This is a genomic window from Lacinutrix cladophorae, assembly GCF_053604645.1.
Genome location: NZ_JBSHNR010000119.1, coordinates 481,152 through 493,372, shown reverse-complemented (window position 1 = coordinate 493,372; position 12,221 = coordinate 481,152). Strand labels below are relative to the sequence as shown.

The window sequence follows — 12,221 nt, the reverse complement described above, 5'->3', positions numbered from 1 at the left end:
ATTATAAAGTAATTGTTTGTGTAAAAATACGGAAATACTAAAAGTTAAAGATTAAATAGCCGTTAAATTAATTTCCTCTTTAATTAAGTATCTTTTTTTATCTGATTTTGTTCTTAAAATAATTTCTCCTAAAAAGCCAGCTACAAAAAATTGTGTGCCAATAATCATGGTGACCAAAGAAATGTAAAACTGAGGTCTTTCGGTGATTAGTCTTCCTGTAGGATTTAAATATAGTTTGTCTATGCCTAAATATATAGCAAAAGCAAATCCAATAGCAAACATTAAAAAACCTAAAGCACCAAAGAGATGCATTGGTCTTTTTCCAAATCTGGATAAAAACCAAATAGTAATTAAATCTAGAAAACCATGAATAAATCGATCCATACCAAATTTGGTTTCGCCATATTTTCTAGCTTGATGTTGCACTATTTTTTCGCCAATTTTTGTAAAACCAGCATTTTTTGAAAGTACCGGGATATAGCGATGCATTTCACCGTTTACATCAATGTTTTTTACTACATTATTATGATATGCTTTTAAACCACAATTAAAATCATGAAGAGAAACTCCTGAAGTTTTTCTAGCAGCCCAATTAAATAGTTTAGATGGTAAATTTTTAGAAATTACAGAATCATAACGCTTCTTTTTCCATCCAGAAACGAGATCGAACCCATCTTTAACTATCATGTTATATAGTTCTGGTATTTCATTAGGATTGTCCTGTAAATCGGCATCCATTGTAATAACAACGCTACCTTCTGCTTTTTCAAAACCAGCATGTAATGCTTGTGATTTCCCAAAATTTTTCAAGAATCTAATGCCTTTTACATTAGTATCTTTTTGTGATAGTTGTGAAATAATTTTCCAAGAATCGTCTGTACTACCATCATCTATAAAAATGATTTCATAAGAAAAATGATTGGATTGCATAACTTTTGCAATCCAATCATGTAATTCTGTTAAAGATTCTTGTTCGTTAAGTAGTGGTATGACTACTGATATGTTCATGTATTATGCTTCTTTTTTCATTACTAGCCCACCAATTAGAGAATAAATTAAGCCAAAAAATGCACTTAAAGCAATCCAAAAGGCACTTCCTAATAAAGGGTTGGAGAATTTTTCAATCATTACCATTTGTTGATCTACTAGTTCTTCCGTTAAATTAGGATTTTCTAAAAGTTTATCTCTTGTTGCTTCCATTGCTAAACCTTGAAATTCTGGATCTATTAAATAGTTGAAAATTAGTCCGTAAACAGCAAATATTAGTGCGCTTATTACAGCAATTAATAAACCAACTTTAATAGCTTGCCCTAAGCTTAAAATATTAGCGTTACTTTTTTTATATTGACTAATTGCATAAATAATTATGGCAGGAAAAATAACGTAGTAAATGTACATTGGCCATTGTACTCCTTCCAGTTGCAAGCCTGTTACATACATTATTACTGCAATTAATATTAAAATTAACCCTAGTACTAATCCGTAATTTTTAGCAAAACTCCCTACTGATTCATTTTGTGTTTCCATAATATGTTTTTTGATTTTTTAGTTTATAGAAAGTTAGTAAACAAATATAACAAAACGTTACATTTTATTCCCACGAAAGTGAAAATCTTAATAAAATTAAGCAAAAGAAAGTATTAATAGTATCTTTGTTGCAGCCATTATTTTTACAATGGAATATTTTAATTAAATAATTTTTAAAAAAAGTATTGTGCATTAGTAAAATTTACTTAAATTTGCACCTCGAAAATAGTTAAGATAATAAAGCATTTAGCGATGAAAAAAGGAATACATCCAGAAAATTATAGATTAGTAGCATTTAAAGACATGTCAAATGAAGATGTTTTTTTAACTAAATCTACAGCAAATACGTCAGAAACATTAGAAGTTGATGGTGTTGAATATCCATTAATAAAAATGGAGATTTCTAGAACATCTCATCCATTTTATACTGGTAAATCTAAATTAGTAGATACTGCTGGTCGTATTGATAAGTTTAAAACTAAATATGCTAAGTTTAAAAAATAATTTAGCTTATAAATATTTAATTAAAGCCTTTCAAAATATTGAAAGGCTTTTTTGTTTTTAATATTTAGACTACTTTTGAATTAATCAAAAAATAGATTTAATAAGAGTAAAGAACTTTTATCATTTAACATTTAACTTTCCGTTTTATCATGAATTATATTCTTTTTGATGGCCCTTCTCGAAACCAACTATTGCCATTTACCTATACTAGACCAGTTGCCGATATTCGCATAGGTATTTTAACCATTAGAGAAAAATGGGAAAAACATTTAGGATCTACCACTACTACAATTACTGAAGATTATTTATCTGAAAAATACCCAATGGTAGAAATGGAAAAAAATATAATGATAAATGCATCTTATCTTCCAGATTATGAGTTGGTTGAGTTGATTAAAAACTTAGAAGAAAACCAAGCCATTTTTAATGGCGAAGAAGTTATTGCTTTTTTTACAAAAGAAGCACAAGAAGATATAGATTTAAGTACTTACGAAGCAATTGAGTATGATCAAGAAGTTTTAAAAATTGAAAATACTTGGGATATTTTTTCTAAAAATGGAGAAGCAATTCAAGAAGATTTTGAGCTTTTAACCAACGGAAGAAAATCGCAGCCAATACCTAGTTCTAATAATATAATTGCTGCAGAAAATATTTTTATTGAAGAAGGCGCAAAACTAGAATTTGCAACTTTAAATGCTAGTTCTGGTCCAATTTATATTGGAGAAGATGCAGAGATTATGGAAGGAAGCCTTATTCGTGGTCCTTTTGCGCTATGCAATCATGCTACCGTTAAATTGGGAGCAAAAATTTATGGACCAACAACAGTAGGACCACACAGTAAAGTAGGTGGTGAAGTGAATAACTCTGTCCTTTTTGGTTATTCTAATAAAGGACATGATGGTTTTTTAGGAAATTCGGTACTAGGCGAATGGTGTAATCTAGGGGCAGATACCAATAATTCGAATTTGAAAAATAATTATGCAGAAGTGCGATTATGGAGTTTCGAAACGGAAGGTTTTGCTAAAACTGGTTTACAGTTTTGCGGATTGATGATGGGGGATCACAGTAAATGTGGTATAAATACCATGTTTAATACTGGCACAGTTGTTGGAGTTTGTGCTAATATCTTTGGAAGCGGTTTTCCAAGAAATTTTGTGCCAAGCTTTTCTTGGGGAGGAAATAGTGGTTTTACAACATACTTAACTAAAAAAGCTTTTGAAGTTGCTAAAGTAGTTATGTCTAGAAGAAACATTGATTTTACCGAAACGGATGAAGCAATTTTAGAACATGTTTTTAACGATACCCTAAAGTGGCGAAGTAATTATTAGTTTTTGATTTTTTTATAATTTATGAAAAATATATTTTGGTTTTGTTTTTTAATGCTTTTTTGCATTTGTTTTAAAGGGTATGCGCAAAAGGATACTATTAAAATTGTTAATCTTAACGTTAATGATGAAAATACTCATTTTGGAGTATCTTATTTAGAGGGTAATAAAATAGTTTTCACATCTAATTTATTAAACAAAAGAGGAAAGCAACAAATGCTTAATGATACTCCGTTAGTAACTTTATATCAAGGAGAAATTGGTAATAATGGTGATATTATTAATGTTTTACCTTTACCTAATAAGTTAAGTGATGCAGCTTTTAATATGTCTGCTTCGACTTTTTATACTTCAGATAAACAATATATAGTTATTACTACCAATGTATATAATAAAGAAAGAAAAGCAAATTTATCTCAGAAAGCTTCCAGATTAAGAATAGAAATAGGAGAATACATAGAGGGTATTGGTTGGACAAACTTTAAAGTACCAAGCTTTTGTAAACCAAACTCTTCTTATGGTCATCCTGCAATTAGTCCAGATGGTAAGTTTATGTATTTTGTTTCTACAATGCGTGGAAGTTTAGGAGGGACAGATATTTTTAGAGTTGCCATACATGAAAATAATGTTTTTGGAAAACCAGAAAATGTAGGGCCTAAGGTAAATACTAGAAAAAAAGAACTTTTTCCATTTATAGCAAAAGATAATACATTATATTTTTCTTCGAATAGACCAAAAGGAAAAGGGCAATTGGATATTTATAAAAGCGAAATGCTAGAAGATGGTACTTATAGTGAAGCGCAATTACTTGATGGACCAATAAATTCTAGGTTCGATGATTATAGTTTTATGATTAAGGATGATTTAAAAACTGGTTATTTTACTTCTACAAGACCTAAAGGCAAAGGTGGAGATGATTTGTATTATTTTATCAAGGAATAATTATTTTGAAGATAGCTTCATCTAATAGCAATCTTTTTATTTAAGTTTTATTCTTTTTACATTGTAAAACATGCATTTTTTTTCTTAATTTGCTTAAAACTAAATTCCCTCAAAATTTAACTCCCAATATATAATTATGTTTATTTTTAAGAATAAACGCATATTTTCAGTACTGTATTTTTCTATTCTATTATTAGATATAATATTGAAATTAAATATAGATACAATTTCATTTAGGTTAATTACAAAACCTTTTTTAATGATATCTCTTCTAGTCTATTATATCCTTAATCATAAGGAGAAGTCTAAAAATAAGTTTTTATTTATGATTATCGCTTTATCTCTTTTTTTGGTTGGAGATATCCTTTTTATATTCAAGAATATTAGTGTTTTATTTACTTTAGGAATGTTTAGTTTTGTGCTAGGAAAGCTGTTTTTTGCATTTAAATTTTCAAATCAGAATGACTTTAAACTAGTAAAGCTATTTCCTATATTGAGTTTCTGTTTTATTTATATTCTAATTATATTAAATATTGTATATGATAAATTAGAAGGATATTTTTTTCCAGTATTATTTTATCTATTTGTAGCGATGTTAGTATTGCAATTTGCTTATCTAAGAAAATCAGAAGTAGATAGAAAAAGTTACCTAATAGTTGGATTAGGAGTATTGTTTTCTGTTTTTTCAGATTCCATTTCTGTTTTACATGTATTTTACTCTGAAGGAATTTTTTATGAAAAAGTAACAGTTATTTTACTCTATGGCATTTCACAGTATTTAATAGTAACAGGCATCGTTTCCGAAAAAATAATAAAAAAAAACAAGAACCTATATGAAGATAACATTTTAGAAATCTAATAGTTAATCTATTTTCTTAACACGCTTTAAGTCTAGCATGTTAATAGGGTTTATACCTAAATCATATACATTTTTTCTTGTAAAACGAATAACTTCATCATAAAACATAGTTATAACAGGTGATTCTTGCATGATTAGAGAGTCCATTTTTGTATATAAATTTTCTCTTTTAATAGGGTTTGTTTCTGTAAAAGCTTCTGTATACCAAATATCAAATTGTTCCTTTTTAAAATGGGTATAGTTAGGTCCATTTGGCGCAAAATTCTTACTGTAAAATAAAGAAAGATAATTTTCTGCATCTGGATAATCTGCAACCCAACTCGCTCTAAACATATCTGTTTTTCCATTAGCCTTTGCTTCTTTTAAAGCAGAAGCAGGAACCACATCGACAATAATATTTAATCCTGTTTTTTTTAATTCCCTTTGTATATATTCACAAAAACTTAAATAATTACTAGTTGTAGTAAGTGTTATTTCTGGATTTTTATTTCCTGTTTTATTAATGTATTTTACTACTAAATCTCTAGCTTTTTTGGGTTGGTAATTATAACCTATGGTTGCATTATAGCCAGGAAGCCCTTTTGGTATAAAGCCTCCATTAGCAGGAATACCAATACCGTTTCTTAAATAGGTCATCATTTTTTCTCTGTCAAAACCATAATTTACAGCTTGTCTAAGTAATTTCGATTGTATTTCATTTGCATCACTTTCCATATAAAAACCAAGATATTCTGTGTTTAAGTAGGGACCACGAATCATGTTTACAGCATTAATATACATATCCCGAAGATTTCCAGTAGCAGTTAATATTTCATCTTTATAAGAAGCGTCTAAACCAGAAACAAAATCAATGTTTCCTTGAGCGAATTGTAAAAACTCACTTTGTTTATCTGGTAAAAAAGTGATAGCTATAGCTTCTAAATAAGGTAAGTTATTTCCGTTGGTGTCCTTTTCAAAATAATTAGTATTCTTTCTATAAACTAGTTTTATATTTTCTTCCCATCGTTTAAATACAAATGGACCAGTTCCTATTGGATTTGCTCTAAAATCACTTCCATAATGTTCTACGATTTCTTTAGGTACTACAGAGCAATATTTCATGGTAAGTAATCCTAAAAAAGCAGGAAAAGGTTGTTTTAACTGCATTTGAAAAACAGAATCGTTTATCGCTTTAAAATGTGCCACTTTATTTAACACCCAACTTCCAGATGAAGCTACTTTTTTATCTGTCAATCGGTTTAAGCTGTACTCAAAATCACTAGCAATTACTTTTCTAGTAGAATCTTTTCCAAAAAGCTTATGTTTATGAAAATACACATCATCTCTAAGTAAAAAGGAGTAGGTGAGAGCATCTTTAGAAACAGTCCAGCTTTTAGCAATACATGGCTCCACGTTTAATGCATCATCCATTTGTACCAAACCATTAAAAAGTTGATTAGTTGCCCAAATATCTGCGTTGTCTTTTGCAAAAGCAGGATCTAAAGAACCAATGTTTTTATGTTCATTATATCTAAATACATTACCCTTTTCTTTGTTTTTAGAACCGCAACTAACTAGAAGTAGCAAAATTAGATAGTAATATTTCATTTAAAAGTAGTAAAGTGTTATATTTAATCAATGTTAATCCAAAATATTATAATATGAAAAAAAATTACATTCTTTTTTTTATGATTGGTTTCTTTGTTTGGTCTATAAATGGTCAAATTACATTAACTCAATCTAACGACGCGATAAGTGTAACAGCTGGAGGAGTAGGTTGTTGGAGTCAACCGCCAACAGGAACAGGAGAATATAGAGAAAATTCTTTTTTTAGAGCTTACAATCTAGCAGATTTTAGTGTTACTGAAGATTTTGAAATTTCTTCTGTAGAATATGGTCAAGGAACTGCAGATGATGGTAAATTAATTACTTGTAATATTTACGCTGCAACTTCAGATGATTTGAATACTGCTACTTTAACATTACTTGGTACTGCAACACATATATCATCTTCTGCAGATGATTTAAGTTTAATTAGTGTAGCATTAACAGCAACAATTCCTTCAACAACTGCTACCATTGCTTTCGAAGTTTTAGCAGGAGATAGTGGAACAAATATAAACGAAACTTTTTTTCCAGGGATCAATACTGGAGGCGAAAATGATGATAGTTATTTAAAAGCTACTGCATGTGGAATAACAACACCTACACCTGCAACAGCCATTGGTTTTTCAGATAATCAATATGTTATGAATGTAATAGGTAACATTCTAAGTGTAGAAGAGTTTTCTTTAGATAATAGTATTTCTATTTATCCTAATCCAACGAGTAATATTCTAAATTTAAATGTTTCTAATGCTGTTGCTATTAAAAGTATCGAATTATATAATGTTATTGGTAAACAAGTAATAAAAACAAATGCAACAACTACTTTAGATTTAACTAATCTAGAATCTGGTATTTATATGTTAAAAGTAGATACAGATCTTGGTAGTATAACTAAAAAAGTAATTAGAAGTTAAAAGTTGATTTTTCTTTCCTTATAAAAAAGAGCGTTTTACTAGTTAAAACGCTCTTTTTATGTAATTTTGCATTGTTTTATTATTCAATTCATGGCACAAAAAAAAGTCGCATTTTATACTTTAGGTTGTAAACTTAATTTTTCAGAAACATCTACCATCGCTAGAAACTTTACAGAAGAAGGATTTGAACGTGTAGATTTTAAGGAAGAAGCAGATATTTATGTTATAAATACATGTTCTGTTACAGAAAATGCTGACAAAAGGTTTAAAACCATTGTAAAGCAAGCACAAAAAGCAAATCCAGATGCTTTTGTTGCTGCTGTTGGTTGTTATGCACAATTAAAACCTCAAGAATTAGCAGATGTTCATGGTGTAGATTTAGTTCTTGGTGCTACCGAGAAATTTAAAATCACAGATTACATAAACGACCTTTCCAAAAACGATTTTGGCGAAGTGCATTCCTGCGAAATTGAAGAAGCAGATTTTTATGTTGGTAGCTATTCTATTGGTGATCGAACCCGAGCTTTTTTAAAAGTACAAGATGGTTGCGACTATAAATGTACCTATTGTACAATCCCTTTAGCAAGAGGTATTTCTAGAAGTGATGAACTTGCTAACGTATTAAAAAATGCACAGGAAATTTCAGAGAAAGGTATCAAAGAAATCGTTCTTACAGGTGTTAATATTGGCGACTATGGAAAAGGGGAGTTTGGAAACAAAAAACACGAACATACTTTTTTTGAACTAGTACAAGCATTAGATCAGGTAGCAGGTATTGAACGTTTACGAATATCATCTATCGAACCAAATTTATTAAAAAATGAAACCATAGATTTTGTTTCTAAAAGCAGGATTTTTGTACCGCATTTTCATATTCCTTTGCAAAGTGGTAGTAATGCTATTTTAAAGTTAATGCGAAGACGATACATGAAAGAACTCTATGTAGATCGTGTTAGTAAAATAAAGCAAGTTATGCCTCACGCTTGCATTGGTGTAGATGTAATAGTTGGTTTTCCAGGAGAAACAGATGAAATATTTCTAGAAACATATAATTTTTTAAATGAACTAGATATATCGTATTTACATGTTTTTACATATTCAGAAAGAGATAATACAGTTGCTGCAACAATGCAAGGAGAAATCCCTAAAAATGTAAGAGCTAAACGTAGTAAGATGCTTCGAGGATTATCGGTAAAGAAAAGAAGAGCATATTACGAAAGTCAAATAGGAAGTTCTAGAACTGTTTTATTTGAAAGTGAAAACAAAGAAGGATATATACATGGTTTTACCGAAAATTATGTAAAAGTAAAAGCTCCTTGGAATCCAGAATTAGTAAATACACTTCACGATGTAAAACTTACTAACATTGATGAAGATGGCATAGTTAGGTTTGCCTACGAAAATATTATGGCTTAAAATAAAAGGAAACTTTAGTAGCCTCTTTTTTAACATTAATTCTATTCCTACTATATTCTTAAACCTACAGGTAACATACTTTTGTATTTTCTGTTTTTTCGAATAAACTTAGCTATTTCAGGACTTGTTGGTACAACACTTAAATTTCTTTCTTCTATATGATTTAAAGCAAGTATAATAAAATCGTTTTGAAAATCTTCAGTAAATATGTTTTCAGGAATAATAAGTTTGGTTAAAAATATTTTTCGTTCTTGAAGCGAGTATTCAATTATTGCTAATTGGTCTTCAATTTTTAATTCAAATTGACGTAAAAAGGCATTGTCAATTAATTCAGCTGCATCAATCATAATTAATTTTTTTAATTCAATGGAAAATTAAGGAGTCAAAACTTTTTTCATAGTTTTGTGCAGTAAATTTACGAAAATTAATCGGTTATTTAAAGTTATTAAGAACTTAAAAACTAATGGATCAAGAACTTATACATGTTTATTTAATGCCGGGAATGGCTGCTAATCCTACTATCTTTGAAAATATAAAATTACCAAAAGATAAGTTTCAAATACATTGGTTAGAATGGATGATCCCTTACAAAAACGAATCTATAAGTGAGTATGCAAAACGTATGACGCTACATATAAAACAAGATAATATTGTTTTATTAGGAGTATCTTTTGGAGGTATCTTAGTTCAAGAAATGAGCAAGCATATTAACTTGCGTAAGTTAATTGTTGTATCTTCTGTTAAGACTATGCACGAACTACCAAATCGAATGAAAATAGCAAAGCTTACTAAAGCATATAAAATGTTGCCAACTAGTTTGGCAGGTAATATAGATGCATTAACAAAATATACATTTGGTAAAAGTATTACTAAACGTATTGAATTGTATAAAAAATATATGTCTGTTAATAATAAGCAGTATTTAGATTGGGCTATTGAGCAAGTAGTTTGTTGGGAACAAGATAAACCAATACCAGGAGCCATCCATATTCATGGAGAAAAAGATCAAGTTTTTCCACATAGGCATGTTTGCGACTGTATAACTATTAAAGGAGGAACACATATTATGATCATTAATAAATATAAGTGGTTTAATGAAAATTTGCCACAATTAATATTACAGTAATTTCTGGCGTAAATTTTGCTATTTATTTTTTAACTTTATAAAAAAATTAAGGACTATGAAATGGATTAAAAATACACTGGCTCTTTTTGGGCTGTTAGGTTTATGTACAATGTTTGTTTTTGCTTTACAAGATGCACCAACAGATGAAAATTTTGAAAAGAAAATAATTAACGATTATAACGTTTATGCCTTACAAGTGCCAAGTTATTTAGAGTTTGCCGGTGAGCAAGTGCCTTTACATAATCCAGATATTCTAGAGCGTATGGATAGAGAGTTGTTAGTAAATACCTACTGGCAATCTAATGGTTTTTTAATGTTTAAACGTGCACGAAAATATTTTCCTATTATAGAGCCTATACTTGCAAAACATGGTATTCCAGACGATTTTAAATACCTTGCCGTAATAGAGAGTGGACTAACCAATGCAAGATCGCATGCAGGAGCAAGTGGTGTTTGGCAAATTATGAAAGGCACAGGAAGAGAGTATGGCTTAGAGGTTAATGATAATGTAGACGAACGCTATAATATTGAATTAGCAACCGAGGTTGCTTGTGAGTACTTAAAAAAGTCTAAAGAAAAATTAGGCTCTTGGACACTTGCTGCTTCTGGATATAATGCAGGAATGGCAGGAATGGCAAGAAGACTAAAAGCACAAGACGTTTCTAGTTATTATGATTTACTTTTGGGGGAAGAAACCGGTCGTTATGTATTTAGAATTATAGCTTTAAAAGAAATATTAAGCCATCCAGATAAATATGGTTTTAATTTTAGGGATAAAGATTTATATGGTTATATACCAACCTATAAAGTAGAGGTAGATACTGTAGTAACAGATTTTGCAAACTTTGCAAAAGGATTTGGTATTAACTATAAAATTCTTAAAATACATAATCCTTGGTTACGGGAATCAAAATTAAATAATGCATCAAGAAAAAAATATTTAATTGATATTCCGCATGAAGGATATTATCAATCACAACCATAAAAAAAAAGCCTTGAAATTTTCAAGGCTTTTTTTTATAAATTATTTTAAAAGTATTTCTAACTATCTACTTCTTCTTTTTTGAGATCGCATAGAACCACCTTGACCATAATGTTGATTTGGTGCTTGTGCACGCTTCATATTATCTTTCATCATTTTAATCTGGTCTTTAAGCATATCACGCTTATCTAGTTTTTCTGCTTCTTTTAAAAGGATTTGCGCTTCTTGCTTTCTTCTTTTTGTAAAAGCAATTCCTGCTAAATTTAATTTTGCCATCGCTAAATCATGATCCATAGATAAACCCAAAGTAATCGCTTTTTTAAAACGTTTTTCTGCTTCATTCATATCGGTTTGGCTAACCATAATACCTTTAAGATAATTAAAATAACCTTGCTGTTTTGTAACCAAAGCAGCTTCCGGGTTTTTAATTTTATCTAACCATTTATTGGCTCCTTCAAAATCTTGCTTACGTAATTTTAAAAAAGCTAATAAAATAAATTCGTTTTTAAAGTATAAGAATATAAAGATTAAGGATAATAAAATAAACATAATACCATTACCAATATAGCCTTCTATAAACTGCCAAATAGCTACTCCTACTATGGCTGCAGCAATAATTAATTTAAAATTTTTGTTGTACATTTTTTACTGAAATTTTTGGATTACAAAGAAACTAAATTTTTATGTAAAACACTGCTTTATAAAATTCAAAAAAAATATTTAAATTTAGGTTTGTTAAATAAAAAAGGCTTTGTATATTTGCGCGCAGATTTGAGGAAACTCAATACTGACTAAAATTTATTATTAAGAAGATTTAAAAAGATAAGACAATGCCAAAAAGAACGTTTCAACCGTCAAAAAGAAAAAGAAGAAACAAACACGGTTTTAGAGAAAGAATGGCTTCTGCTAACGGAAGAAAAGTACTTGCACGTAGAAGAGCTAAAGGAAGAAAGAAATTGTCTGTATCAACGGAAACAAGACATAAAAAATAATGATTAACAATTGTTAATATTATAAAGGCGTTACTTAGGTGTAACGC

General features: G+C 29.3%; 14 protein-coding genes. 9 read left to right on the top strand and 5 right to left on the bottom strand.

The window, feature by feature from the left end; genetic code table 11:
- Nucleotides 1-51: 51 nt before the first annotated feature.
- Together ACVC3Y_RS12570 and ACVC3Y_RS12565 are read right to left on the bottom strand one after the other, a co-directional pair.
- Nucleotides 52-1,008, bottom strand: a complete 957-nt coding sequence (locus tag ACVC3Y_RS12570; RefSeq protein ID WP_303423938.1) for a glycosyltransferase family 2 protein — start codon at nt 1,006-1,008, stop codon at nt 52-54.
- Between the two features lie 3 nt (nt 1,009-1,011).
- Nucleotides 1,012-1,527, bottom strand: coding sequence for a DUF4199 domain-containing protein (locus ACVC3Y_RS12565; protein WP_303423937.1), 516 nt, complete (start codon nt 1,525-1,527; stop codon nt 1,012-1,014).
- A gap of 252 nt (nt 1,528-1,779) precedes the next feature.
- On the opposite strand from ACVC3Y_RS12565, the gene ACVC3Y_RS12560 reads away from it, so the two are divergent.
- The 4 genes from ACVC3Y_RS12560 to ACVC3Y_RS12545 all read left to right on the top strand — a co-directional run bounded on the left by ACVC3Y_RS12560 (nt 1,780) and on the right by ACVC3Y_RS12545 (nt 5,157).
- Nucleotides 1,780-2,031: a type B 50S ribosomal protein L31 gene (locus ACVC3Y_RS12560; RefSeq protein ID WP_303423936.1), complete on the top strand. Its 252-nt coding sequence runs from the start codon at nt 1,780-1,782 to the stop codon at nt 2,029-2,031.
- 149 nt (nt 2,032-2,180) lie between these two features.
- A complete protein-coding gene (locus tag ACVC3Y_RS12555; RefSeq protein WP_452227082.1) occupies nt 2,181-3,359 on the top strand; it encodes a GlmU family protein in 1,179 nt (392 codons plus the stop codon).
- 21 nt (nt 3,360-3,380) lie between these two features.
- The gene (locus tag ACVC3Y_RS12550) at nt 3,381-4,298 is read left to right on the top strand and encodes a TolB family protein (RefSeq protein ID WP_452227081.1); all 918 of its coding nucleotides are present in this window, start codon (nt 3,381-3,383) and stop codon (nt 4,296-4,298) included.
- A gap of 136 nt (nt 4,299-4,434) precedes the next feature.
- Nucleotides 4,435-5,157 (top strand): lysoplasmalogenase family protein, encoded by a 723-nt coding sequence (locus tag ACVC3Y_RS12545; RefSeq protein WP_452227080.1) that lies wholly within the window; start codon nt 4,435-4,437, stop codon nt 5,155-5,157.
- Nucleotides 5,158-5,160: 3 nt separating this feature from the next.
- Here ACVC3Y_RS12545 and ACVC3Y_RS12540 read toward each other — a convergent pair whose 3' ends face one another.
- On the bottom strand, nt 5,161-6,744 hold the full coding sequence (locus ACVC3Y_RS12540; protein ID WP_452227079.1) for an ABC transporter substrate-binding protein: 1,584 nt from the start codon (nt 6,742-6,744) through the stop codon (nt 5,161-5,163).
- 53 nt (nt 6,745-6,797) lie between these two features.
- On the opposite strand from ACVC3Y_RS12540, the gene ACVC3Y_RS12535 reads away from it, so the two are divergent.
- Together ACVC3Y_RS12535 and mtaB are read left to right on the top strand one after the other, a co-directional pair.
- Nucleotides 6,798-7,658, top strand: coding sequence for a T9SS type A sorting domain-containing protein (locus tag ACVC3Y_RS12535; RefSeq protein WP_303423931.1), 861 nt, complete (start codon nt 6,798-6,800; stop codon nt 7,656-7,658).
- 90 nt (nt 7,659-7,748) lie between these two features.
- Nucleotides 7,749-9,074, top strand: coding sequence for a tRNA (N(6)-L-threonylcarbamoyladenosine(37)-C(2))-methylthiotransferase MtaB (mtaB, locus tag ACVC3Y_RS12530; protein ID WP_452227078.1), 1,326 nt, complete (start codon nt 7,749-7,751; stop codon nt 9,072-9,074).
- Between the two features lie 50 nt (nt 9,075-9,124).
- On the opposite strand, the gene ACVC3Y_RS12525 is transcribed toward mtaB, so the two are convergent.
- Nucleotides 9,125-9,421, bottom strand: a complete 297-nt coding sequence (locus ACVC3Y_RS12525; protein WP_303423929.1) for an N-acetyltransferase — start codon at nt 9,419-9,421, stop codon at nt 9,125-9,127.
- A gap of 116 nt (nt 9,422-9,537) precedes the next feature.
- Here ACVC3Y_RS12525 and ACVC3Y_RS12520 point away from each other — a divergent pair, with 116 nt between their 5' ends.
- Nucleotides 9,538-10,200: an alpha/beta hydrolase family protein gene (locus tag ACVC3Y_RS12520; RefSeq protein ID WP_303423928.1), complete on the top strand. Its 663-nt coding sequence runs from the start codon at nt 9,538-9,540 to the stop codon at nt 10,198-10,200.
- Nucleotides 10,201-10,255: 55 nt separating this feature from the next.
- Nucleotides 10,256-11,185: a lytic transglycosylase domain-containing protein gene (locus tag ACVC3Y_RS12515; RefSeq protein ID WP_303423927.1), complete on the top strand. Its 930-nt coding sequence runs from the start codon at nt 10,256-10,258 to the stop codon at nt 11,183-11,185.
- A gap of 60 nt (nt 11,186-11,245) precedes the next feature.
- Here ACVC3Y_RS12515 and ACVC3Y_RS12510 read toward each other — a convergent pair whose 3' ends face one another.
- Nucleotides 11,246-11,824 (bottom strand): DUF2892 domain-containing protein, encoded by a 579-nt coding sequence (locus ACVC3Y_RS12510; protein ID WP_452227077.1) that lies wholly within the window; start codon nt 11,822-11,824, stop codon nt 11,246-11,248.
- 188 nt (nt 11,825-12,012) lie between these two features.
- Between ACVC3Y_RS12510 and rpmH the strand changes: the two genes are divergently transcribed.
- Nucleotides 12,013-12,174, top strand: a complete 162-nt coding sequence (gene rpmH, locus ACVC3Y_RS12505) for a 50S ribosomal protein L34 (RefSeq protein ID WP_034059443.1) — start codon at nt 12,013-12,015, stop codon at nt 12,172-12,174.
- Nucleotides 12,175-12,221 lie beyond the last annotated feature (47 nt).